The sequence below is a fragment of the Ruminococcus sp. XPD3002 genome, from assembly GCA_900119535.1.
GTDB lineage: Bacteria > Bacillota > Clostridia > Oscillospirales > Ruminococcaceae > Ruminococcus > Ruminococcus flavefaciens_H.
This window is the reverse complement of record FPJT01000012.1, coordinates 1-25,989: the sequence shown is the minus strand read 5'-3', so window position 1 is coordinate 25,989 and position 25,989 is coordinate 1. Positions and strand designations below refer to the sequence as shown.

Below are 25,989 nucleotides of genomic sequence, written 5' to 3'. Positions count from 1 at the left end.
ACTTTGACAACTTAAAATCGGCTAAAACAAGCTGAGATAGCCGATTTTAAGTTGTTGAGCAGACATTAATAAAAACATTTGTCCTAAAACTAATATCAGGAAAGAAGATGAAAAAATGACCAGATATCAGAAGATGTTACAGTCAGAAAACGTTGAAAGAGCTTTGAAACGATATCATACTGATAAGGCTGTACTTGATGCCGATTCTGTTACTTTTCAACCGATCGATGATATGGACATGGGCGATCGCTATCTTGTATCATACGATATGCCCGTAATTGTACCGATCTCTGAAATATTATGGATCAGATTCAAAATGATGTTCGGAAAGACTCATATGTTGACGCTTGTTTCCGACGGCTATATGCAGTTTTTGCTCGTTGAGGATGATAACAATATCGATACTATAGTTAAAATGCTCTGCCAGCGGAATAAGAATCTCATTTACGGCGATAATGATGACCTCTACGCCTTATTGGATGCTGACTTCGGGGAGTTTCGCAAGCTGATAGCGCTTCACCCGAATGAAAATGCTGCTGATATAAAAGTTGATCCTGCATTATTGCCCGAACCTGAGGAGGATGTACAGGAAACTCCTTCAACCGCCGCTCCGGACTCAGAAGATGATGAAACGCCTTATATTCCGCCAGAAGAACAGGATCTCGATTCTGTTACCGTCCCCGAAGATCTTCCCATTGCAGAAGAAATGGAGCTCTTTCTTCATCTTGCAAAGACCTACCCCGACGAAGTATATCTCACTCTGTACAAGCCTGCTTCTGCTTCACGTATAGCTGAATTCGAGACACGTAACAATATAAAGCTTACGGACGAATTAAAAAGTCTCTTTTTATTTACGGACGGATTTGAAGTTTCCGCAGGAAACATAACTATCAATTCCCTCGATCTTATCGAAAGAGATCTTGCCGAGGAATGGGAGTGGGGAGATACAAAGAACTATGTTTGCATAGGCGATATGATCGGTGACGGCGAATTGATTCTCCTTGATGCTGACAGCGGAAATATCATTACAAACGATCACGGCGAAGAAACGGATTACGGTGACCTGGTAACACTTCTTTCCGATGCTGTATCGCTTTTCCTTGACGGTGAGTTTGATGATGAAGTATTAGATGACTATATCAACGCAGACTGACCTGCGAACGAACCATCATCAGCGTTATTTCAAACTGATACAAACTGAGCAGTCCTTCGGGACTGCTTTTTCATGCCCTGTTTGACTTTTTCTTCCTGCTATGCTATAATTAATTATATTACAACTCACTATACTCAGGAGTATTTCGATATGGTAAAATTTATTCTTCAATTCTTTTTTAGCTGGGTAGCAGTTTATCTGATAGCAACATTGATCCACGAACTCGGTCACGTAATCTGCGGATTGTTTCATGGATGGAAACTATATCTATTAGTAGTGGGTCCATTGAAGATATACAGAAAATCACTTGATTCTGCTATCAGTATTGGTATCGAAAAGAATCCTGTACTTTGGTGTGGCGCCGGAGGTACTCTGCCATCAAGGAAATCGGAAGATAACATTAAAATATGGTCTAAAATTTTACTTGCCGGTCCGATCGCTTCAATTCTTCTCGGAATCGCAGCCGGAATCGGGTTACTGTTCTGGCACAATCTTTTTATGCTTTTTCTATGTTTAGTACCTATCGCAATGGGAGTCATGTGTGCCATTCCTATGAAATTGAAAACCGGAATATTGTACAACGATGGAACACGATATAAGCGACTGACTCATGGCGGTCAGGAAGAACTTGAAGAAAAATCCTTGTTCCAACTGGTTGAAATATCAGTTTTCGGTGGGGATGATCCAGTATATCCGAATGATTTAATAGTTCCGCTGATTGATTCCAAAGATATTGAATTGAATTATTATGGTTTCTATTATTCATATGTTAATGCGTTCAGAAATCATAATGAAGAAGAAATGAAAATTCAACTTGAAAACATGGAAAGGATCAAAGCCAGCGTTCCGAAAACTATTATTGACGATTGCCCTGTAAATATTTGATCTTTTCAAAATCATATATATAATAAGCACTTGCTCAGGCAGGTGCTTTTTCATGCCCTGATGCAGGAAGCGCACCGTTTATCGGCATAATAAGAAGCAGCCTTCCCCTAAAGAAGACTGCCTCTATCATACTTTCCGTTGAAGAACAACAGACCGTACCAATACTTTTTATTCAACTGCTATTCTCTTGCCGTTTAACGAGTAAGAGCACGGCAGTTTAGTTATTATCCTTGCATCCTTCTGCTGGATAGCAAGGGCGTCCATAGGCGTTATACCGTCGCCGTTATCATAAACATCTGCGCTGAGAACTGCTTTTTCCGAAAGCGGATACTTGCGGCTGTTGGCTGTATACTGCAATATGCTCAGGGCATCTGCAAGACCGACCTCGCCGTCCTCATTAACATCTCCCATAACTATCGAGAGCTTCTTGTAGCCTTCACCTATATCGGCGGCATCTGTCTTTCCGTTAAAGTCCAGATCAACAGATATATTGTACTCTCCGTCCTGAACCACATAGCTTCTAAGCTCTTTGATGTCATCCTGAGAGAAACTGCCGTCGCCGTTCATATCGCCTACTACTGTGTTACACCCAAAAAGCTTTGTTCCCTGGAATCCATGAAGCTGTGAAGGCTGTTTCACTTTCCAATTATCATGCACTCCCCCAGGCTGAAGTATCTGCTTATCCGATACCATGAACCACTGGTAACTGCTCATAAGGTCGTCCCATGTAGTATCAACGTGGAAATACTTTCCGTCCACCTTGACTATATTCCATGCGTGACCGACAGTCTCAACGTACTCCGTCTCTATGCCCGCTTCATGAAGCAGCAGGTTATATGTCTTTGCGTATCCCTCACAAACAGCTATTCCGTCCATAAATATCGAAGAATCAACATGGTTTTCGGGAAAATCGTCGTCCTTAAGGTCATACACGGTGTTATTTACTATCCAGTCGTGAAGTACCTTCACCTTTTCCGCATCGGGCATGTTCTCGTTGGTATATTCCGACACGATATGAGCGGTCATATTTGCTATCCAGCGGTCGATGAAGCCAACTTTCTCGGCCTGATCAAAGTTCTTTCTGATAAACTCATCCAGCCCCGTAGCGAAATCTATACCGTTTTCGGCTAATGCATCGATACCGTTTATTTTCATAAGCTTATCGCACATATTGAAGCTGTTGCCGCTTAATTCCGAATCAGTTGAGATGCTGATGCCTTCAAGTGCAGTACAATCCTCAAAGGCAGACTCGTCTATCACTGCTTTTTTCTTTAGTTCCAGTTTCTTAAGTGCGCTGCAAGATATGAAAGCACCTTTTCTGATCTCTGAAGTACCGTTAACGATCACAGAACTGAGTTTTTTACAGCTGCTGAAGGCTCTTTCTCCGATCACGTTATTGCCATTCGGCAGTACAAGTTCACTGACATCTGCGCCTTCAACAATACACAATTCGGCTATATCAGGTGAAAAGACCAGTTCATCCAGCTTCGGTGATCCGGGCATACCCAGTATTTCCACATAAGAACCCGAACCGAATCCCAGCTTCTTTACGCCCTTTATCTTTTTGCCGTCAAAAGCGCAGTTTCCGGGAAGCAAAAGTTCACCGCTTCCTATGTTCAGTGTGAACATGTCATTATAATTCCTATCGGATGATCTGATATACCTGTTGATAGTTGCGAGCCTTTTAGTCCCTACTTCCTTATTGAACCTCATTGCGATAAAGTCGCCTTTAAAAACGAGTTCGTCAACATTGCCCGTCAACGACAGATTGCTCAGTTCGGTCACACCTGAGGGTATCACAAGCTTTTCAAGGTCGGCATTCTGGAAAGCATAACCTATTTTCTCAACTGTTTCGGGTATTTCAAACTCCCCTGTCATACCGCTTGGAACAAGCACAAGTTCTTTGCCGTCCTTGGTGTATATGCATCCGTCCACCGACTTGTATTTCTTGTTGGAAGCACTTACTGCAAGCGAAGTTATACTTTTATTTGTGCCGAGAAAAACGGTTTCAAAATCATCGAAATCGTCGGGGAAAACCAGTTTACCGCTCTTTTTTGGCGGAACGAGTATCAGTTCATTTGTTCCGCGTACATAGGGAACGCCGTCCGAATCATAATAGTTCGGGTTATCATCATCAACGGTCACAGCTTCAAGAGAATTACAGCCGAATAAAAATCCGTTTGCATCTCCGCAGATGTCCTCGACTGATGCAGGGATATCAAGTGATATCAGTCCGCTTTCACTGAAAGTGTTTTCGTCCATAGAAACAAGAGTGTCAGGAAGCTTTATCTCAGTCAGAGCCGGACACGCCTTGAATGAGCTCGAAATTTTTTCAAGACCTGACGGCAGTTTCACTCTTTTCAGCGCAGGGCACTCGTTGCAGATAAAAGCAAGTTCTTTTATAGTATCGGGGAATTCTATCGACTCTATCGACATTGTGTTGAATGAAGTTCCTCCTATCGTTTTCACAGGAAAGCCTGCTATTTTTGAAGGTATGACCACATCATTCATGTAATAATTTTTTTCTGTTCCGATTATCTGAACATATCTGCCTTCAACTATAATATATCTGAGCCCGTTATATGTGTCCGCATAATACATGGAATAGTCGCTGATCGTTTTAGCAGGAAGATCAAATTCATCTATTCTCTGCCGCGGATAAAAAAGCACCGTATCTGTACTTCTTTCGTAAGGTATGCCGTCTATATCATAGTAATTCTTATTGTCTTTGTCGATATAAACGTGGGTAAGGAACGGACACTCCCAGAAAGCGCTGAGATTATTGCCTAACCTGTTATAACCAAGATCCTCGGCGTAAGCAGGTATATTGACTGTTTTTATCTTAGAATACGCAAAAGCTCCTCCTCTTATCTCTCTCACATTGCTTCCTAGTTTTACATCTTCAAGATTCAAACAATAAGAGAATGAATCATTTCCTATATATTTAACGCTGTCAGGTATGGTCACTGAAGTAAGATTAGTGAATTTGAAACAATCGTTTATAATTTCAACGCTCTCAGGAAGTTCTATTTCCTTAATAGAAGGGCATTTCGTAAAGGAAGAATACATTTCCCTCAGATTTGCTGAAAACTCTATTGTTTTCAGCTTAGGGCACTCTTTAAAACAAGAATTCATATTTTCCAGTTTTTCAGGCAATACAACCTTTTCAAGAAATGGACACATATAAAATGAGCTGCTCAAATTTGTTATATTATCGCCGAGTACTATAGACGTTATCGGTTCGGGACCTGAACTCATAACATTCGTAACAGGGAGCCCTTCTATCTCATCGGGGATAACTATATCCTTTCCTGCCTCACGGGTAAAATGCCCGACCTCTACATGTCTTGCTTCAAGCTCTGTTTCGGGAATAATGACATACTCTAATCCTTCATAAACACCGAATATAAATTCGGCTTCTGCTTTAGATAAATAGAATTTATACCTTTCCTGTTCATAAAAATCACCGTACTTTTCGTAATATTCACCGTTTTTATTATATTCATCACTCATTTTTGTCCATTCATCATCCCATTCTTTCTCCAACTCATCTATTACGTAATATGGTCTTGAATTTATGAATCGATTTACTATCCATTTTAATGATCCGTCTTCCGAATAATATCTCTCGTCTGCATATACTGACATTTCTTCAATTGATTTCATAGAATATTTAAAATCTTCAATAGAATAATGTGCATCATCAGAAGCTAAATATTCTTTCATCTCTTCATCATAAAGGATACTGCTCTCATCTTCCGAAAAAGCCTTCATCATTGTATCATTTGGTGTAAAAGGTGCTAAGAGTGTTATTGCTGTAAACGCAGCCAGTAGTTTTTTTATCATTTTCTTTTCCCTCTCCTGCCGTCCGATGCACCGAAAATGTGTGCTATCATTCCCGATTTATCAGAAAGCATAATAATATATTGTATTATAACATATTATTCCAAACAAGTCTACTCATATTTTGTTAACATTAAATAATTAATAGTATATCTTTTCTCTCTAATAAAATGTTAAGATAAAAAAAGAAAGCAGCCTGCAAATATCTCGCAAGCCGCTTTCGGTCAATAAGTATTTTTTTATGCTCCCAGAGCCGCAGTTCCTCCAAAAAGCGGTGAAACCACGGCTTTTGCAATATCACGAACCAGTTCCGTTGTATCTTGTTGCACCGAACATCCAGAGCTTGTAGCTTAGGAAAAATGCGATGATGCCAACTATCGGCGAAAACCACGTCAGCAGCGGTACACTGTCGGGACGCAGTATAACAAGACTCGGATAATATGCGATGAACGCAATAGGTATGATAAATGTGAATATAAACTTGAATACGGGACTGAATATAGTTATCGGATATTTTGCGTAGTCCTTGAACTTGACCGTCAGGTCGAGTATATAGAAGGAATTCTGTATCCAGAAGCATGTAGCTGCTGCCGCATTCTGCAATGCGACCATTACCATAGATGCCGTAGCTATGAATACTATCAGCTTGAGCAGAGCAATAAATGTGAAAGGTATGCCGAGGTGGCTCCACGCATAAGCGATAGTACCTATACCGAAGGCAAGCTGACCAAGTCCCTTGATGTCGAACACCTCCGACTGGAAATAGAAAAACAGATTTATCGGACGGAAACAGTACTTTATGAAATCGCCCGAATATACGTACATTCTCAGGCTCCAGTTATTATCGAAAAGGCACTGCACGGGAGTCATTGAAACCAGTGAGAAGCCATAAAGGAAGAGCATCTCGTAGTAGCTCCAGCCGTTTATTGAAGGGAAGTTCCTGAACAGTATCCAGAAGCTTACGAAGCCTGCAATATTAGTGAATATCATTCCGATAGTCGATATTATGAAGTCCGCACGATAGCTCATTTTGCTTTTAAGGTCCTGTGCGAGTATCTTGAAGTATATCCGCAGATAGAAGCCTAATGTTCTCTTTTTCATGTCATCAGCCTCCATTCACGGTTATCTGCCGCAGCGATACCTTCCAGAAGAGCTTGCTGATAACTGTCATAACTACGCACCACATAAGCTGAGTGCCAAGTGTGAGCGCAAGCTCCTTCGGCTCGGGATGAGCGTCAAGAAGTATCGAAAGCGGAGCGTTGTATATGGACTGGAAAGGCAGCATCTCCACAACAGCACGAAGCTTATCGGGGAAGAATGCAAGGGGTATGGTCGCACCCGAAAGCAGGAGAACTATGACCTGCTTCATGATGTTTATGCCCCATATCGATTCGGTAAACAGGCATATCGTACCGACTATGAAATCGATGCTGTAGTTTATACAGATAGCCATTATTACCGATATGACAAAAAACAGAAGGTTTATGCCAAGTGGTACCGCACCGTGAGTAACGATACAGACTATGAGAAAGGTCGGCAGGAATGTTGCAATAAAATTGGTCACGAAAGAACCCGAATAGGACCAGAAAAGATAGCTTCTGTACTCCATCGGCTTCAGAAGGTCGAGAACTATCTTTCCCGACTGTATAGCCCTTCCTATCTCCCATACAGCATACATCTCCATGAAGTTATAGAGCGCTGTAGCAAGTACCAGATAGATGAGAGTGTCCGAAAATGTCATGCCGTTCACTACGTCTGTGCCTGCGGAAGCGTAAATGGACTTCCAGAGGAAGTAAACTACCGTAAGATACAGAAGATTACCCACAAACATTACCAGCATGGACAGTCTGAACTGTAGCGACTCGATAATGCCTGCCCTTGTGAGAGTGAGATATTTTTTCAGTTTCATCCTACACCCTCCTCGTAAATCTTTTTGATGACCTCCTCGGTGGATATTTCTTCAAGCTGCATGTCGGTAATCTCTTCGGACTGCTGTAAAAGCTGGAGCACCTCCATTACCTTTGACTTTTCCTCGTCCACAAGCACCGATATCCACTCTTCATCGGCACTGACCGAGAACTGTGGGACTATCTTTGCTATTTTTTCCGAATGAGTCTTAAGGTCACCGTTCACACGTATTTTCAGAGTTCTGTATGAGCCGAAAAAGCCCTTAAGGTGTTCGATATCGTTATCGTAGAGCATTTTTCCCTTGTCGATTATAACGATACGCCTGCAAAGAGCATCAACGTCGCCCATATCATGTGTAGTGAGTATTACCGTGGTATTTTTCTGACGATTGAGCTCATGGATAAGTGTACGTATCTTAGCCTTCATTGCAACGTCAAGACCGATAGTCGGTTCATCGAGAAAGACTATTTTCGGATCGTGGAGAAACGCTGCAAGTATATCGCTGAGTGTACGCTGTCCCAGAGACATCTGACGTACAGGCTTATGGAGTATCGGTTCCATATCCACAAGGGACTGATAGAGATTCAGCATCTCGTCGTAGTTCTTATCGGGTATACAGTAGATGTCTTTTAGTATGCGGAAAGACTCGATAAGCGGCAGAGCCCACCACAGCTGTGATCTCTGACCGAATACAACTCCTATCTCCTGAGCGTTTTTGGATCTGTTCTTGTAAGGCGGAGCGCCGTTCACGAGTATCTCACCCGATGTCGGTTCAAGAACGCCTGTCATCATTTTTATCGTAGTTGATTTGCCTGCGCCGTTCGGTCCCAGATATCCCACGATCTCGCCCTGCTGTATGTTCATGGATATATTGTCCACAGCACGGACTGTTTTATAATCCCGTGAGAAAAGGTCCTTGATGCTTCCTTTAAGACCTTCGCGGCGGTTAAGTACCTTGAATTCCTTTGTTATATTTCTGATCTGTATAACGTCTGACATTGTTTTCACTTCCTTATACTGCGATAGTTGTATGAATTGTGTTCAGAAAAGCGTGAGCTGCTCTTCATCGTCCCCGAATCTTTCAAGATAACCGAAGACCGCATTATTATCACATATGATGCCGTTTTCTCTGCATTTTCGCTGAAATATTGCCGAAAGCTCCGCAGCATCGGGACTTTCAAGCTCATATCTGTTACCATAGGCAAGTATATATTTTTCCTTCATACCCGGGAAATGCCTATCCAGCTTACTGTAGAAATACTCCCTGTTTCCCTCGCGGAGAGTTACTCCCATACCGAAATTCACTATACCGTATACTTTTGCCTCGATGCACATGTCGGTTACAGCTTCGATGTTCTCCTTTGTGTCGTTGATAAAGGGCAGGATCGGACACAGCCACACCACTGTCGGTATACCCTCATCACGCAGGATCTTAAGCACCTCAAAACGTCTTGCAGTAGTACACACATTGGGTTCGAGCACTCTGCAAAGTGATTCGTCTGCGGTAGTAAGCGTCATCTGCACAACGCATCGTGTATCACGGTTAAGCTTTTTCAGAAGGTCGAGGTCGCGCAGTATCAGATCGGACTTGGTTATGACGGTAAAGCCGAATCCGTATCTGTGTATTATCTCCATAGCCTTCCTGACTGTTCCAAGTTCTGATTCAAGAGGAATATAAGGATCTGTCATTGAACCTGTACCTATCATACATCTTTTCCGCTTGCTCCTGAGTTCTTTTTCAAGGAGTTCAAGTGCGTTGCTTTTAACTTCGATATCCTCGAAAGGATGCTCCATCTGATAGCAGTTGCTTCTTGAATCGCAGTAGATACAACCGTGGGTACATCCGCGGTAAAGGTTCATACCGTTTCCTGATGACAGTATCTTTTTAGCTTCTTTGTAATGCATATTATCTCCTTATGTAACTTGTGGGAATAATGCAGAAAAAACAGTAAAGCCCCGATACAAATGTATCGGAGCTTTATGGGGTAAGTGCTGATCACTTACTGGTCTGAGTGACGGGACTTGAACCCACGGCCTCTACCACCCCAAGGTAGCGCGCTACCAACTGCGCCACACCCAGACGACTTCAATTATGTAATCAACGATATATATTATATCATTAAATAGTTATTTTGTCAACCCCTTTGCAGCTGAAATATTTATTTTTTTGATTTAACTTTACCCTGCACTCAAAAAAATGCACGCCCGAAGACGTGCAAAAAACATATCATATCACTTTTTCTTCTTCTTTGAACCGCTGTTCTGCTTTGATGAACCCTGCTTTGAAGAAGTGCTCTGCTTTACAGGTGCAGGAGTCTCCTTGACAGGCTCGGGCAGATCAGATTCGAGGAACTTGTATACGCAAGCTCCGATAGCAGCTCCGATGAACGGACCTACGATGAACACCCAGAGGCTTCCGAGGGGATCTGAATTGCCGTCGATAGCAGCAGCAATTGCAGGACCGATGCTTCTTGCAGGATTTACTGATGTACCTGTAAGACCGATGCCCAGGATGTGAACGAGTGTGAGTGTAAGGCCGATAACGAGTCCGCCGAATGAACCGTGTTTAGCCTTCTTTGAAGTTACGCCGAGAATGGTCATAACAAAGATGCAGGTGAGAACTATCTCAACCAGAAGACCTGCACCGGCGCTTCCGTTAACGCCTGCAAGTCCGTTTGAGCCGAAGCCGCCTGTCTTATCCTCTACGTTTCCGAGTGAGAAGATAGCAGCCAGTATTCCTGAACCTGCGAATGCGCCGAGACACTGTGCAATAACATATCCAACGAAATCAGATGCGGTCATACCGCCGTTGATAAGTACGCCCAGTGAAACAGCAGGGTTGATATGACAACCTGAAATGTTGCCGATGCTGTAAGCCATGCCAACGATAACAAGGCCGAAAGCAAGAGCAGTAAGGATGTAGCCTCCGCCATTTACAGCATCACATCCTACCAGCATAGCTGTTCCGCAGCCGAGAGTAACGAGTACTAAAGTACCGATGAACTCAGCCAGATACTTTTTCATTGAAGTCATGATCTTTGCCTCCTTATGTAATTTATTTGTCCGTAGAACGGCGCTATATCTGTCTTTGTATGCCGTTCCTAACGACTATTTTAATTATAACATCAAACCCGCTTCAAGTCAATGAAGAACGGAAAAAATAATTACGTTTATAAGTGCAAATTCGTTTGCAGCATCTAACCTCTATTGAAAACAAAACCGCAGCTGTAAAACTGCGGTCTGAATATATACACGGTATGCTGTTATTTTTCAAGCTTGGTCGGCGCTACGGACTTGTCCTTGCTGGTAACTACCGCATAGACGATGAGCAGCGCGATACCTGCCGCTCCCGTAGCTATACATACGGACATGAAGGCTTCCGTGAAGGTCGTCATCGTAACTGTGTAAGCCTTGAAAACCTGCGGCTGCTTGATGGAAAAACCGTTGAAGTAATTGGTAAAAAGCAGATACAGGCATGGAAGTGTTCCGAGTATGCCTGCTATCAGTGCAGAGCATCCGCACCAATAGAGAACTGCCGATTTCTCCTTATGGTCGATAAGAAGAAGTATCATCATAAGAACAAGAACTCCCGCCGCTGCTGCCGCTATCATAAAGAAGCGGTAATTGAACACCTTTGCAGCCTTTGAAAGTATCCTGTGCTGACTCATTGTACGGAACTTAAAGACATCACAGTTGTTCTGGATTACCGTTCTCGCACTTTTCTGAGCCTCGGTTATTGCTTTTTCAAGAGCTTCATCGTCCTTGAAGCTATTCTCTTCGGCATATTTTTTATAGAAATCGCTTATGCTCTTGTCAAGCTCAGCATTTTGGTAATCATTGGTCTCTCTGTCGATATTTCTCAGCTCCGCAAAGCCATTGCGTATCTCAAGGTCGATGTGCTGTGCAATGAACTCCTTAGTCAGTGCATCGGTATAGACCTCGGCAGGTACTCTTGTTGAAGAATAACGCTCATGCCAGTATTTTTCAAGCTGACTGTAAACAATATCAGCAGAACCGTTGTTTGAAGCTATCTGTGAAAGACGTCCCGCACTGATATTGATGCAGAACACCGATGCTGCCGCTGTAAGAATAATAAAGAACACAAGAAGCAGTGAAACGATAAGCGAAGGAAGGTATCTTGACAGTTTTTTCATTACTCTCCCTCCTTTTCGTCCACGTAGAAGGCTTTTTCTGTGAGCTTGCAGACAGCACCTATCCTGCTGTTAGAGTTGCCGAGAAGCTCCTTAGTGCAGGTATAAACAGTAAGCCTGTCATCCTTTGTCTGCTTTACGTACTTTGTATTGTTATCCGCAAAGCTGATGAGCTCGCTGACCTCATAGGTAAACTTGCCGTAATTGGTGCTAATCGTCACCTTGTCTCCTACTTTGAGCTTATCAAGGTCCGCAAAGAATGTGTCAACATGAGCGGAAACAACTGCATTGCCGCCCTTTCCCGGTACAGACGAATCAGAGGACATACAAGCGCCGTGTTCAAGAAGCTCCGCACCGCTTCCGTAGTAAACAGGTACATCGGTCGCAAGCGCCTTTGTACTCAGCACCGCGAACTGCTCGCCGAACTTCGGCTGCTTGACCTTTCCCTCGGAAGAAGTCTCTCCCTCGTAATCGGTAACGATCTCATTTGGACGTATCACCAGTCCCGTTTCATCAGAATCAGCCTTGAAGCTGTCCATGAACGCAACGTTGAGGAGCATTTTTATCTTGTCCGCAGGCTTTACAAGTGCCGCCGCAAGTATTCCCACGCAAAGCAGGAGCATTATAAACGGCGTTGCAATATGCAGAGCTGCGGAATTTTTCTTGTTTTTACTCATTTTCAGCACCTGTACTGTTTCCGAAGCATTTTTTCACAAGAACTGCAAGTCCTGCCAGTGCAGCGGTGATAATTGCTGCGATACTGCCGTAGAACATGCGTCTGTCATAGCCTGTATTCTCAATAGAAGCCGCACCCGACTGACTTACTGCAACAAGTTCTCCCTCGGAATTCTTCATGCTGAGCTTCATGCTGTCATCGTTTATATCATCAACGGTGATAGTCATGCCGAGATCATCGGTGATATCTGACATACCGTCTATTACCTGAAGCTTCTTGTCTGTAGGGAGCTGCTTCATCATGCTCTTGTACTCCTCGGGAGTAAAATTAGCTATTATCACCTTCTGCTGTTCGGGAGTGAATGTGCCGAGATAGCGCTGTTTATCTTCATATGAAAGTGCTATGAAACGTGCAGCGCTTATCCTTGTGAAAGTTGTACCGTCAGGCATTGTGAGCGTTATATCATCGCTTTCCTGAGTGTCTCCGCCGTTCTGCTGAGGAGTTTCACCATTATCAGGTGTTGTAGCGGTATCGGGATTTACTGCTGTAGTTGTGGTAGTAAGGGCAGGTATCTCCACATTCGGATCGTATGGAACTTCCGAAGCGATATAGTTGCCTGTATCCTTTATTTTCTTTATAACTCCGTCGATATAGTCCTCGTCATAAAGCTCGGGAGATTCATAATACTCGCCCCATGCCTGCTGGATGTAGCTTTCGGGATAGCCGTATGCACGGGCTACTGCTTCCGCCTCTTCGGGAGTTGCAGCATTGGATGCAAGCGGTACTGCCGCACAGGCAATAACTGCTGCCGCTGCTGTAATTTTTGCTAAAACTGATATTTTCATTTTTATCCCTCCTGTTAGGGTTAGTATAGTCAGTATTGTTTTGAACATATACATTGTTATTATACATTTTTCTATTAAATATGTCAAGCAGTAAAAAGAGAGCAGAGATCAGAAAGCAGAAAGCAGAGCAAAGAAATTCAGAGCAGAGCACAGAAAGAAGAAAGTAGTATAGGAATGATCGTCCCCTTATACCTCATTAACAAAATAAGGGGGCGGTTTTCACCGTCCCCGCTCATCGTTATTTTGAAATATCCGTTACTGTACCGATAAACAGCGGAAGTTCCGTCTTGTTATCAATTATCATGTAAACATAAGGTCTGTTGAAATCAAGCTTGTATTCCTTATCCGAGACAGACATGGAATTCTTCATCTCAACCGAGGTAACAGCCGCTGCTGTAGTGCCCTTTTTATTGACTTCTATTGCCGTCTTATGAGTAACGTTATCAATAAAGAAGGCAAATCCCTTAGCAGGATCTGTCATCCTGCTGAAATCAGCCGAAGGATCGAAAGCTTTTTCCATACCCATCGATCTCAGAACGTCCCTTAGCTTTGTGCTGTATTCGTACTTGAATGCAGGCATTGTAACAATAAGTTTGAATCTGTTGTCATTATCAGGTCTTTCAGCGTTTGCAAGAGTCTTTCTCACTTCATCGGGATCAAGTCCTGAAACGAACTCGTCAAAGTCCTCTCCCTCATCGGGAAGAAGTCCAACGAAGGAGTAATCGTGGTTCTTATAAGTCTTTGCAAAGCCCTTGTAGTTTGCTCCTTTATAGTACGTTGTTTCAGAGGAGGTCATCATTTCCGCCTTGACTTTCTCCCCTTTTATATTTGTGAAATCATCATCATGGGAACTGAGGTACGGATCAGCCCAGTCCGCATTGAAATAAAGGGTATTTATGAGGCACATAACAAGTCCGTCAATATCACTCTGCTTATCGTAAAGCTTAGGAATCATGCCCTTTGTGTTCTTATTCACCCATGTATTTATATCGTTTAAAGTCGACTGGTCAAAGGGTGAAACATAGAGGTCCGCATCGTAATACTTCTTGTTAGTTTCAAGGAAGGTCTGCTGTATTCCTTTCTCCATTCCGTTTATCAGCCACAGCGAATCAGCCACACTTATATTAACATTTTTATCTGTAGTGACACGATGTATATAGTTTGCAAGATATTCGTTCAGTTCATCTATATTGATATTACCGCCGAGAACTCTCTCCATTTCGCTGAGAGTCTCGCCGTCTGCGCCGTTTGCGGTCATAGACAGTGCTGTTATAACGGAAAGCGGAGATACCATGACATTTCCGGTATTTTCGTCCTCTTTCGGCGCTGCTGTACGCTTGAACAGTTCAAGTCCGAAATACATCTGCGAACTCCTGAACTGGTCGTCCGCTTCCTTGCCCTCCGCAGCTTCAATGTCAATATTTTCGCCGAGACGGATGCTGCCTATCTCCTTTCCGAAAGAAGTAGGCTTTCCGAGGAGGAAGTCACTGAGAAAACCGAGGTCTGTTTCATCTGCTTTGCCGTCATCATTGATATCGCCTTCACGAAGCTGCCTGAGTATATCCTTTGCATCCATTCTTGTCTCGTAATCAACGCCAAAATCAGTCGAATCATTTATGTACTTCCTGAACAGCGCAAGATCATAGGTATTGACTACGCTGTCGCCGTTAATATCTCCAAGAACATAGCCCGCAGTTCTGTCCTCAGCATGAAGACTCACAGCAGAAACGGGACCTGAAACTATACCACAGGCAAGCAGTGCAGCTATTACTCGATTTTTCATTATTGACCACTCCTTTTCACTTTTATTAGGTTAGGTTGAAAAAACAACTTATATGCATTATTATATCACATATCCACAATAAAAGCAAGGCTTTTGTTGAATATTCCGAAGAATTTTCTGTAAAGTAATCAGTCCAGAAGCTGCTGAAGATCCCGACGGTTTTTGAATTCGCCTGTATATGTGCGTGTTTCGGTACGTGCAGAAGGGTTCCTTATTCCCCTTGCAGTCATACAGCTGTGAGAGCCGACTATCTTTACCCCAACATCCGGAGTGCCTGCGGCTTCCGAGATTATCTCCGCTATGTCACGTCCGAGACGCTCCTGCAGCTGGAGCCTTTTAGCTGCCATATCGCAGATACGTGCTATCTTGCTGAGTCCGAGGACTCTGCCGTGAGGGATGTATCCTACGTTAACGGTCATGTCGTACATCAGTGCAAAATGGTGCTCGCAATAGCTGAAAACGGTTATGTCCTTCATGACCACAGCCTCCTCAGCATCACAGTTCTCGGCGGTGAAGGTCTTTCCGAACATCTCCGCTATCTCGTGGTTGGTATAAGCAGTGCCCTCAAGCACCTCCTCAAGCATCCCCGCAACTCGTGCAGGAGTCTCTAAAAGTCCCTCTCTGTCGGGATCTTCGCCGATAGCTTCGAGAAGTCCCCTTACATGAAATTCAATTTTTTCTCTGTCCATATTTATACACCTTTCATTTCGGGATCCCATATCACCTTGTGCAGCTGTATCTGCAAGCGCACCTTCCCGAGTTTTCTTTCTTTCATGAACTCTACCATTTCAGCAGGTTCTATCCTGCCGAATACAGGGCTGAGGAATATCGTGCTCTCAGGCTTGTATTCTTCTATTATCTCTGCGGCACGATCAAGATCCGCCCTTGAACCGCAGACGAATTTCAGCGTATCGAAAAACTTAAGATACCTGAAATTCTCCGTACACATGTGCTTTTCCATTTTACTTGAAGGCAGCTTATAGTCCATAGTCAGCGCAGGACGAGTACCATACTTTTCACATTTCTTCAGAAACGGCGCAAGAGGTACAGCTCCGTTGGTCTCTATCTCAACATTGAGTCCAAGTGAGGCGAGACTGCGGCACAATTCCGGAAGTTCCTCCTGCAGAAGCGGCTCTCCTCCTGTAAGGGTTACATTATGCACATCATACTCCTCATAAGCCTGCTTTGCTATCTCCGCAAGGCTTGAGGTGTTCATAAGGGTATAGGGAGCGTCTTTTTCATTCGCCCACATGGTATCGCACCAGTCACATCTCAGATTACAGCCTGTGAACCGCAGAAAAAGTGCAAGCTCACCTGCAAGTCTGCCCTCGCCGTTGATGCTGACAAAGTGCTCGGCAAGTCTGAAAGTTCCCATATCTCACACCTCGTAGACCGCACAGTTATCTGGAGTCTCATATACAGTTACCGAAAATACGGGAAGTCCCTTATCGGTCAGTGCATGGAAGAAACACTCCGCAAAGCACTCCGCCGTTGGTCTGAAAGGTACTTCTATAAGGCGGAATCCCTCGTCATTCAGTGCGGCTAATGTAGCGGTTTTCAGCGAACCCTTCTCGTAGATAAGTGCGTGATCGTATTCGTCCGCAAGTGACTTCACAGCAGACTTAAGGTCCGAGAAATCAATCATCATACCGCGCTTTTCACCCGACTCGGTAAGCTTATCGGACGCGATCTTCACTTCAATGGTCCACCTGTGTCCGTGGATATTGGCGCATTTGCCGTTATAGCCCGAAAGAAAATGTGCGCTGTCGAAAGCGGCACTTGTTTTAAGGTAATACATAAAGACCTCCTGACAATAAAAAAGCAGCCTTAAGGCTGCATCAGATCACATAGTTAGCCCCTTATCGGGGTAAATTCTGTAAATATGATGCCCTGGTTTTGTTTAACGACAGGATGGCGCAAACGAACTGTCTGTATTATTTTATCACGCAGCGAAGGCGTTGTCAAGAGCAAATCAGCTAAAATCGTATTCTGCACCTTTCCGCCTTAAGAGAATTTTAAGAATAAGTTTAAGTATTATTTTATTATTCTATGATAACATTAGGATGAATAAGACTACAGGAGTTGATAAAATGCTGGAAACAGCCCTGAAAACCGAACAGCTCACAAAAAAATACAAGGACAACACAGTCCTTAACAATGTGGACATGACCGTATACCGTGGGGATATCTACGGAATTATCGGCAGAAACGGCGCAGGAAAGACCACTATGATGAAGATATTCACAGGTCTTACGGAAAAAACAGAGGGCGACTACACTATATTCGGCAAGAACAGCAAAGAATTCAGCAAGGTAAAGCACCGCATAGGCTACCTTATCGAATCCCCTTCCTTTTTCAGTAACCTCACCTGCTATCAGAACCTTAAATACCATGCTATCCAAAAAGGCATAGCCGACCTCGGACATATCGACGAGATAATCGAAACAGTTCGTCTGACCAAAGAAAAAGATAAAAAGTTCCGCAGGCTCTCGCTTGGTATGAAACAGCGCCTCGGTATCGCACTCGCTCTTCTGGACGATCCCGACCTCGTACTTCTCGACGAACCCATAAACGGAATCGATCCTATCGGCATCAGCGAGATGCGTGAGACCTTCCGCAAGCTCAACCACGAGAGAAATATGACATTTGTTATATCCAGCCACATCCTCAGCGAGCTTTATAATACTGCGAACCGCTTCCTTTTCATCGACCACGGAAAGGTCCTTAAGGAAATGACCAAGCAGCAGCTCGATAACGAATGCCGCAGATGTATCGTCGTAAAGGTGTCGGACTCTAAAAAGACTTCCGCACTTCTCGATAACAAGCTCGGAATAACCGATTATAAGGTTACAGACAACAATATGATAAGGATTTACAACCTCGATGAAGAGACCGCCTTTATAAACAGATACCTCGTAAACGAAGGGATAGAGGTCTCGGCAATATACGAATCAGGCGTTGACATTGAGGAATACTTCAAGTCACTTGTAGGAGCAGATAATAAATGAAAAGACTCATAAAAGCAGATCTTTACAGGATCATCCACGGCAAAGCAATATACGTAGTGTTTATAATCATGCTGTTCTCATCTATTTTAGCAGCTTTCGGAATGAGCCCTCCGATGGTATTCTCTATTGCATCAGAGCCTTCAAGCGTTACGGAGCTTGAAGAAAAAAAGGAATACGACGAATATTTCAAATACCTTATGACCCTGCCCGACGATCCTGATATAAATATTACTACGATCCGTGAGCATATGCTCTCATTCAAATACTTCAAAGCGGATAAAGAGATACTCAGCGGAAACCTTAACCTTTACTATATAATCATCTGTCTTGCAGTTATCATTATAACCAGTGACTTCACATCGGGCTCATACAAGAACGCGATAACTATAACGTCCAACAGAAAAAAATACTACAACGCAAAATTCATAACGACTGCACTGATGACATTGTTCATACATACTGTGAATACTTTCATAGTATGCATAGTCAATCACTTCATAAATCACGGCAAATCCGATTCCAAGCTATCAGAAATAGCCATTATCTATCTGCTGCACTGCTTCCCGCTTATCGGATTATCCTCGCTTCTTGTTTTTCTCGCCTTTTTCTTCCAGAAAACAGCGGTATTCAACAGCGTTGCCATACCACTCTGCATCGGTTATCAACTTATTACCGCGATCCCGAGCCTTCTCAATATACGCACAAAGCTGCTTACCAGATTTGAAATGCAGTCCATCATCAGTGCGCTTGCATACATTCGCACTCCAGACTATATCATACCGTCACTTATCTACTGTGCGTGCATGATAGTTATCTGCTATTTCGCCGGACTTATCTACTTCACACGCGCCGAGATAAAGTCGTAAGAGGAGGCGTGAAATATGATAGCAATAATAGTAATAATGGCTATAGTCATAATAGCCCTTTCATGGATGCTTGCGGCACGTATCAGAAACGAGCGCAATATAACCCGACAGCTTAAAGAGCTGAGAAATGAAGACACCAATTCACTCGTACATTCGGACGGAATGAGCAGAGGCCTTATCATAGAGATAAACGAACTTCTAAAGGATAAGCGCAGCAGCTATGTGGAATTCAAGAAGAAAAACCACGATATCGAACAGATGATAACCAATATTTCCCACGACCTGAGAACTCCCCTGACCTCGGCAATGGGCTATATCGGACTTATAAACAATCCCGACCTTGCAGAGGAAGAACGCATCCGCTCCATATCCATAGTTGAAAAGCGTCTTAACAGGCTTGAAGAGCTGATAAATTCATTCTTCGAGTTTTCGGGCATAATCTCTTCGGGAAATGTCAGCGATACTTCGGAAATGAACATCATCGGCGTTCTTGAAGAATCAGTCGTCAACTACTTCGATGACTATACGGCAAGAGGCAGAGAGATAAGGATTAATCAGAACGCATCCTCAATAAAAGTTGTATCCAACAGGAATATGCTCATGCGTATTTTCGATAACCTCATAAACAACGCGCTGAAACACGGTTCCGGCACGCTCACTATCGACGTCGTAAAGGGCGAGGATGTAGTTCTTAAGTTCTCGAACTATCTTTCAGAGCAGAATATAGATACAGACAAGATATTCGATGAATTCTACACCACTGATATTTCCCGTACAAAAGGAAATACGGGACTCGGTCTTGCAATAGCAAAACAGTTCACGAATATGCTCGGCGGTAATATCTCCGCAGAGTTCGACGGTGAAACTTTCGCCATAATAATCTCTTTTCCCTGTATAAAATAAAGCAATTATTACCCGTTGTATCATTTATTGATAACGGGTAATTATTTTTACTTTGTATATGAACAAATTGTTACAATTCACAAAAAATCGTTGACAGATCGGTAACACTTCGGTATAATGTATATAGATAAGAATGGCATTTCAATCCACGCGATAAGGAGGTAATATTTATGTATAAATATTCCTTTCTGACCATTTCAGGCTATTCTCCGGTTGGTGATATTACCGTTATCGCACTTTGTACTATAATGTGTATTCTGCTATGGCAGACGTTGATACATAAGACAGAACGCTTTATCAAAACATTTATCATCCTCGTACTGACAGCTTTTTCGGCTGCCACAAATATACTATATGAAACATCAATACGCTTTGATAATATCCGTGTAACTCAGGCCTACGTCTTCCGAACGTTGCATTATATACTGCTTATCGGTATACTTTACATGTATGTTATATACTTTTATGAACCGCTCTGGATCTCTGAAAAGGTCAAAAAACGATATAACATATTCGCTCTTACAGGAGTGGGATGTGCTATTATTTTCGATCTGTATGCTTCTCACGCAGGATTCGGGTTCAGAATAACAGGTGAACATGGTGTTTCTCAGGGATTCAATATACATCATCTTGTTGCTGTCCTGTTTATGCTGACTATACTTTTCCTTGTGATCAAGTACAGAAGCCGAATAATAAGACAGATTTTTTATGGCCTTCTCGGCATAAATTTAGTGTCGGTGCTTGTTCTTGTCATCCAGTTTACTCATAACCAGAACTCGTTTACCGATGTTGCTTACTTCTTCCCTGTTATAGGCATCATATTCCTGTTTCACTCAAATCCATATGATATCAATACAGGCGCTATTGACGGAAAATACCTTTCAAGCGAACTTAAGGACTGCTTCGACAGTAAAAAGAACCTTCTGATAATCAGCTGCAAGATGCTCGATTTCACTAAGCTCGTAAACGAGAACAACGACCTCAGACTCGAGTTCTATCGATTCTTCCGTCAGAATATCCGCCGCGGAGTCCTCTATCGTTTCGCTAATGACAGACTTGTTCTTACCATAAGACAGAAAAGCGATACTGACTATGCAAAGGTCCTCGACAAGATGATAAGCGATTTCACAACGAGCTATGAGAAATTCCATATCGATTACAAGATCATCGTAATGGATACAACTCCACTTGTAGAGGATATCAGCGATTACGAAAAGATAATTACAAGCATAGAAGATACTATGTCCTATAACTGCATCCATACCGTAGGCAAGAAGGACATAACCCAGTACTACGACAACGTTTATATCCTTTCCGAGCTTGAAGACATCGTAAGGAAAAAGGACCTCAACGATCCGAGAATACTCGTGTACTGCCAGCCCGTTTACAACCTTACTACAGGCTGCTATGACACCGCAGAAGCCCTTATGCGCCTTACCCTCGAAAAGATAAAGACCGTATTCCCCGATAAATTCATCTCGCTTGCCGAACAGCACGGTCTTATCCACACCATGAGCCTTATAATGCTGAACAAGACCTGCGCAGCTATAAGAGACTATATGGAAAAAGGCTTTGAGCTGAGACGTATCTCTGTCAACTTCTCAACTGTTGACCTGCGTTACGATTCCTTCTGCTCGGAGGTAAGACAGATAATCGATCGTCACGGCATCCCCTATGACAAGATAGCTGTTGAGATCACAGAAAGCCGTAATGATGCCGACTTCACTCTCATGAAGCAGCGCGTCGAGGAGCTTAAAAAGCTCGGTATCAAGTTCTATCTTGACGACTTCGGCACAGGTTACTCAAACTTCGAGCGTATCATGGAGATACCTTTCGATATCATCAAGTTCGACAGGACCATGCTCATCGAAGCAGTAAAGAGCCACTCATCACGGTTCATGGTAAGCACCTTCGCAAACATGTTCAATTCATTGCAGTATTCAGTCCTCTTTGAAGGCGTTGAGACATCCGATGACGAGAAGGAATGTGTCGATATGAAGGCAAAATACCTTCAGGGATATAAGTACTCTCACCCTGTCCCGATCGAAGAACTGTGGGATAAGATACAATCCATTACCGCAGAAATTGCTGTATGACCGTTTATCACACCGACCTTAAGCCATAGCGCCCCGACACTATGTCATGCGTGCTATGGCTTTTCTATTGACTTGAAACCGATTATCGGATATAATGTTAATATCAGAAAAAGCATATCCCGTGTAAAAAGGAGATATTTATGAAAGCACTCGTACTTCTCAGCGGCGGCGTGGACAGCTCCACATGCCTCGGTGCAGCCGTCGATAAATATGGCAGCGATAACGTTATCGCTCTGTCCGTGTTCTACGGTCAGAAACACAAAAAGGAACTCGAAGCCGCCGAAAATGTGGCAAAGCACTACGGAGTTCCCCTTAAAACCCTCGATCTTGCACTTATTTTCGCAGATTCGGACTGCTCCCTGCTTACTGGTTCATCTCAGGACATCCCACAGGAAAGCTACGCGGATCAGCTGAAAAATACGGACGGCGCTCCCGTTTCAACTTATGTACCCTTCAGAAACGGACTTTTCCTGTCCTCTGCCGCAAGCATTGCACTCTCCAACGACTGCGGAGTTATCTACTACGGCGCTCACAGCGATGACGCAGCTGGAAACGCCTATCCCGACTGCAGCACAGAGTTCAACGATGCCATGAACCGCGCTGTCTATCTCGGAAGCGGTGGAGTTCTTACTATAGAAGCTCCGTTTGTGGGCAAAACAAAGGCAGAGGTAGTAAAAACAGGTCTGGAACTCAATGTTCCCTACGAGCTTACTTGGAGCTGCTATGAAGGCGGAGATAAGCCTTGCGGAGTCTGCGGCACATGCCGTGACCGTATCGCAGCTTTTGAAGCTAACGGCGTGACCGATCCAATTATGAAAGGAATCTGAAATATGAGCGGAAGAACTAACGATGAAAAGGGAGATATCACCCTCTTAGGCGAAAAGAACACTAAATACCTTACCGACTATACCCCGGGAGTACTTGAGACTTTCCCCAACAAACACCCCGACAGGGACTACTTCGTAAAATTCAACTGTCCCGAGTTTACAAGTCTCTGTCCGATAACAGGTCAGCCTGATTTTGCGGCTATATATATTTCATATGTTCCTGCTGAAAAAATGGTGGAAAGCAAGTCTCTGAAGCTCTATCTGTTCAGCTTCAGAAACCACGGAGACTTCCATGAGGACTGCGTAAACATCATCATGAACGACCTCATAAAGCTCATGGATCCCAAGTATATCGAAGTATGGGGCAAATTCCTGCCAAGAGGCGGTATTTCCATAGATCCATACTGCAATTACGGCAAGGCAGGTACAAAATGGGAACAGGTCGCATGGGATCGTCTTACCCATCACGACCTTTACCCCGAATCAATAAACAACAGGTAAAAAACGCACAATATTCCGCACTTTTTTTCTAACTATTATGCCTCAAAATCCGTGGTACTACAGTTGACTTGACACTCAATTTATGGTATAATGAATATGATATATTTTATGCTGCATCGTTCTTTTTTCAGGCATAAAATCACCCTGAGCGCTGACATCATTGATGAATCGTCCGCCGTTCCGATCTGTTTTTGCGGAACCCTCTCTTTTTGCGGACATACATCTCAGCTGCTCTAAAACGGAGGTGGGAACGGTAATGATCAATTCCCTTAAAACCATAGCATTTTTCGGATGTTCTTTAACAAGCCGATACAGAGAAGGCCTGTGCAGAAGCTTCAATAATTCTGCAAAAAAACGCGGAATGAATATCGTTTACTTCAATTCGCTCGGTAAAATAGGCGAAAATAATACTGAATTCGGCGACTGTGAACTCGATCTTATAGATTATATCGACCTGGAACAGTTCGACGGTATCATTTACGACGGCGAAGGCTATAATGTTGAGGGAACAGCAGATCAGGTAATTGAAAAGCTGCGTCACGCCAAATGTCCCATTGTCTCCATTAGCAGCCACGTTGACGGATTCACTAATATCGATTTTGAGGACGCCTCCGGTATCCGCAAGATAGTTGAACACCTTATAGACGTACACAAGAAGACTAAGATCGGCTTTATGTCAGGTTTTCTTGGACACCCCGATGCACAACTCAGACTGAAAGAATTCAGGACAGTAATGAAAGAAAGAGGTCTTCCCGAAGACGGTGTCGGAATTTTTGAAGGCGATTTCTGGTTCCACAAAGGCAAAGAAGCAGCCGAATACTTTCTCTCACGTCCCGAACGTCCCGAGGCTATCGTGTGCGCCAATGACTATATGGCTATCTCACTGATATCCGCTTTCAGACTCCGTGGGATAAAAGTTCCCGAAGATATTGCTGTATCAGGTTATGACGGCTCTATGGACGGTCAGCAGTACCTCCCCCATATAACCACAGCTACCCGTGAAAGGGAGGATATCGCCGAAAAAGCCTTGTCTATCCTCGAAAAGCTCAATAATAACGAGCCTGATGATATCGACCATACCGTATATCCTAAAATCATTTTTACTCACTCATGCGGCTGTAAGAAGCTTGATTACCGTGCGGAATTCAGTAATCTTGATGAAGTCTTCAAGGACGTCAGAAGGTTCGGATACTGCCTTAATGATACGGAAGCCGCTATGCTGAAGCTCAACAAGGTCGAGACACTCGATCAGCTTACTCCCGCATTTACAGAGTGTGCTACGAACTTCGGCAAGTATTCCACATTCATCTTTTTCATGCAGACCGATGAGAACGGCAAACTTTCATGTTCAAACGATTTCACCTCTCCTACAGCCAATTTCAAGCCTGTTGTATGGATAGATGAGAAAAATAAATATATAAAGCAGGAGGAATTCGAGAAGAAGCCTTCTCTTATCCCCGAAACCAATTCCGATGTTCCTCATTTCTACTATATAATGTGCTCTTTCTGTGCCGAGAAAATGTTCGGTTATGCTCTTATCGAAATGGAAAACGACGATATTTTCAATGACTTCTACAACATTTTTCTGCTCAATCTCTCGGTGACTATCGAGCGTCTCTGGAAAAATGATAACATCAAGAGTCTCTATGAGAACCAGAAGGCTCTCTATGAAAAGCAGAAGCAGCTCAGCATCCACGATGAACTGACAGGAATGCTCAACAGACGCGGATTTGACGACTTTTCCAAAAAGGCGATAAGCAGTCTTGAAGGTAAAAGCGTTGTCTGCACCATGGTAATAGACATGGACGGTCTGAAACACATCAACGATATCTACGGCCACAGTGAAGGCGATATCGCTATCAAAGCTGCTGCACATATAATCACGAAGTGCTGCAACTCAAACGAAATAGCAGGCCGTGCAGGCGGTGACGAATTCTATATCTACGTTTCCGATTATTCTCAGGAAAAGCTTGACAAATTCAATCATGATCTTGTCCGCTATTGCGAAGAGTACAACGCTGAAAGCGGCAAGCCATATAAGATCGAAATGAGCTATGGTTCGTACATGTGCGAAACGGACGGATCAGGAAGTATCGAGAATTTCCTGAAGATCAGCGATTCCAGGATGTACACTCAGAAAATGTCCAAACCCAACAGAAAAAAAAGAGATTGATTTTCTCTTGTTTAAACCGTATAAAAGCTCCCTTTCAGGTATCTGAACCGAACCATAAAAAACGTACAATGACAAAAAGAGCCTCCTATGGTATAATAGAAACCATAGGAGGTTTTGTTATGGCAAGAAGTTACAGACATATACAGCAGTATGAGAAAGAAATAAGTGAACTGAAAGAAAAAGGGTTAACGCAAAATGATATAGCTCAGCGTTTAGGCTTCACGAAAGAACAAGTGAAAGGATTTATCAAGCGGCAACATAAGAAAGAACGCAAGATAGCAGCAGGAATAGCTTTGAGGAAGAAAGGACGCCCACCTAAGGACAGCAAGTATTCCAAGACCGATAAGGTCAACGAGCTCAAATACATAATT

General features: G+C 43.3%; 22 protein-coding genes, 1 tRNA gene and 1 pseudogene. 10 read left to right on the top strand and 14 right to left on the bottom strand.

Features of this window, described 5'->3' with window-relative positions:
* Nucleotides 1-115: 115 nt before the first annotated feature.
* A complete protein-coding gene (locus BT127_RS11375; protein WP_075425121.1) occupies nucleotides 116-1,153 on the top strand; it encodes an SMI1/KNR4 family protein in 1,038 nt (345 codons plus the stop codon).
* Nucleotides 1,154-1,303: 150 nt separating this feature from the next.
* Entirely contained in the window at nucleotides 1,304-2,038 is a 735-nt protein-coding gene (locus BT127_RS11370; RefSeq protein WP_075425120.1) for a site-2 protease family protein, read from the top strand.
* A 168-nt stretch (nucleotides 2,039-2,206) separates the two neighbouring features.
* On the opposite strand, the gene BT127_RS11365 is transcribed toward BT127_RS11370, so the two are convergent.
* The 14 genes from BT127_RS11365 to queD all read right to left on the bottom strand — a co-directional run bounded on the left by BT127_RS11365 (nucleotide 2,207) and on the right by queD (nucleotide 17,042).
* Nucleotides 2,207-5,884, bottom strand: coding sequence for a leucine-rich repeat protein (locus tag BT127_RS11365; RefSeq protein WP_075425119.1), 3,678 nt, complete (start codon nucleotides 5,882-5,884; stop codon nucleotides 2,207-2,209).
* A gap of 294 nt (nucleotides 5,885-6,178) precedes the next feature.
* A complete protein-coding gene (locus tag BT127_RS11360; protein ID WP_075425118.1) occupies nucleotides 6,179-6,982 on the bottom strand; it encodes an ABC transporter permease in 804 nt (267 codons plus the stop codon).
* A 4-nt stretch (nucleotides 6,983-6,986) separates the two neighbouring features.
* Nucleotides 6,987-7,790, bottom strand: coding sequence for an ABC transporter permease (locus tag BT127_RS11355; protein WP_075425117.1), 804 nt, complete (start codon nucleotides 7,788-7,790; stop codon nucleotides 6,987-6,989).
* Nucleotides 7,787-8,788, bottom strand: a complete 1,002-nt coding sequence (locus BT127_RS11350) for an ABC transporter ATP-binding protein (protein ID WP_075425116.1) — start codon at nucleotides 8,786-8,788, stop codon at nucleotides 7,787-7,789. The genes BT127_RS11355 and BT127_RS11350 overlap by 4 nt, the downstream gene beginning before the upstream one ends.
* 42 nt (nucleotides 8,789-8,830) lie before the next feature.
* Entirely contained in the window at nucleotides 8,831-9,694 is an 864-nt protein-coding gene (locus tag BT127_RS11345; protein WP_075425115.1) for an SPL family radical SAM protein, read from the bottom strand.
* A gap of 99 nt (nucleotides 9,695-9,793) precedes the next feature.
* Nucleotides 9,794-9,869: transfer RNA gene (locus tag BT127_RS11340), tRNA-Pro, on the bottom strand.
* Nucleotides 9,870-10,021: 152 nt separating this feature from the next.
* A complete protein-coding gene (locus BT127_RS11335; RefSeq protein WP_075425114.1) occupies nucleotides 10,022-10,822 on the bottom strand; it encodes an MIP/aquaporin family protein in 801 nt (266 codons plus the stop codon).
* Between the two features lie 230 nt (nucleotides 10,823-11,052).
* Complete coding sequence (locus BT127_RS11330) at nucleotides 11,053-11,943, bottom strand: hypothetical protein (RefSeq protein ID WP_075425113.1); 891 nt, start codon at nucleotides 11,941-11,943, stop codon at nucleotides 11,053-11,055.
* Nucleotides 11,943-12,617, bottom strand: a complete 675-nt coding sequence (locus tag BT127_RS11325) for a class D sortase (protein WP_075425112.1) — start codon at nucleotides 12,615-12,617, stop codon at nucleotides 11,943-11,945. The genes BT127_RS11330 and BT127_RS11325 overlap by 1 nt, the downstream gene beginning before the upstream one ends.
* Entirely contained in the window at nucleotides 12,610-13,461 is an 852-nt protein-coding gene (locus BT127_RS11320) for a hypothetical protein (RefSeq protein WP_075425111.1), read from the bottom strand. Before BT127_RS11320 ends, BT127_RS11325 begins: the two co-directional genes overlap by 8 nt.
* Nucleotides 13,462-13,699: 238 nt before the next feature.
* On the bottom strand, nucleotides 13,700-15,244 hold the full coding sequence (locus BT127_RS11315) for a serpin family protein (protein WP_075425110.1): 1,545 nt from the start codon (nucleotides 15,242-15,244) through the stop codon (nucleotides 13,700-13,702).
* Nucleotides 15,245-15,372: 128 nt separating this feature from the next.
* Entirely contained in the window at nucleotides 15,373-15,939 is a 567-nt protein-coding gene (gene folE / locus BT127_RS11310) for a GTP cyclohydrolase I (protein WP_075425184.1), read from the bottom strand.
* Nucleotides 15,936-16,619 (bottom strand): putative 7-carboxy-7-deazaguanine synthase QueE, encoded by a 684-nt coding sequence (gene queE / locus BT127_RS11305; protein ID WP_075425109.1) that lies wholly within the window; start codon nucleotides 16,617-16,619, stop codon nucleotides 15,936-15,938. The genes folE and queE overlap by 4 nt, the downstream gene beginning before the upstream one ends.
* 3 nt (nucleotides 16,620-16,622) lie before the next feature.
* On the bottom strand, nucleotides 16,623-17,042 hold the full coding sequence (gene queD, locus BT127_RS11300; protein ID WP_075425108.1) for a 6-carboxytetrahydropterin synthase QueD: 420 nt from the start codon (nucleotides 17,040-17,042) through the stop codon (nucleotides 16,623-16,625).
* Between the two features lie 292 nt (nucleotides 17,043-17,334).
* Between queD and BT127_RS11295 the strand changes: the two genes are divergently transcribed.
* The 8 genes and pseudogenes from BT127_RS11295 to BT127_RS11260 form a co-directional block, all read left to right on the top strand.
* The gene (locus tag BT127_RS11295; protein ID WP_082335012.1) at nucleotides 17,335-18,252 is read left to right on the top strand and encodes an ATP-binding cassette domain-containing protein; all 918 of its coding nucleotides are present in this window, start codon (nucleotides 17,335-17,337) and stop codon (nucleotides 18,250-18,252) included.
* Nucleotides 18,249-19,118 (top strand): hypothetical protein, encoded by an 870-nt coding sequence (locus BT127_RS11290; protein ID WP_075425107.1) that lies wholly within the window; start codon nucleotides 18,249-18,251, stop codon nucleotides 19,116-19,118. Before BT127_RS11295 ends, BT127_RS11290 begins: the two co-directional genes overlap by 4 nt.
* Before the next feature lie 15 nt (nucleotides 19,119-19,133).
* Entirely contained in the window at nucleotides 19,134-20,021 is an 888-nt protein-coding gene (locus BT127_RS11285) for a sensor histidine kinase (RefSeq protein WP_082335011.1), read from the top strand.
* A gap of 170 nt (nucleotides 20,022-20,191) precedes the next feature.
* Nucleotides 20,192-22,117, top strand: coding sequence for an EAL domain-containing protein (locus BT127_RS11280; protein WP_075425106.1), 1,926 nt, complete (start codon nucleotides 20,192-20,194; stop codon nucleotides 22,115-22,117).
* Between the two features lie 140 nt (nucleotides 22,118-22,257).
* Nucleotides 22,258-22,944, top strand: a complete 687-nt coding sequence (gene queC, locus BT127_RS11275; RefSeq protein WP_075425105.1) for a 7-cyano-7-deazaguanine synthase QueC — start codon at nucleotides 22,258-22,260, stop codon at nucleotides 22,942-22,944.
* Between the two features lie 3 nt (nucleotides 22,945-22,947).
* Nucleotides 22,948-23,445 carry a preQ(1) synthase gene (gene queF, locus BT127_RS11270; RefSeq protein WP_075425104.1) on the top strand — a complete coding sequence of 166 codons (498 nt, stop codon included), beginning with the start codon at nucleotides 22,948-22,950 and terminating at the stop codon, nucleotides 23,443-23,445.
* 256 nt (nucleotides 23,446-23,701) lie between these two features.
* On the top strand, nucleotides 23,702-25,618 hold the full coding sequence (locus BT127_RS11265) for a substrate-binding and GGDEF domain-containing protein (protein WP_075425103.1): 1,917 nt from the start codon (nucleotides 23,702-23,704) through the stop codon (nucleotides 25,616-25,618).
* Between the two features lie 119 nt (nucleotides 25,619-25,737).
* Nucleotides 25,738-25,989 (top strand): annotated as a pseudogene (locus BT127_RS11260) (hypothetical protein); the annotation flags it as partial.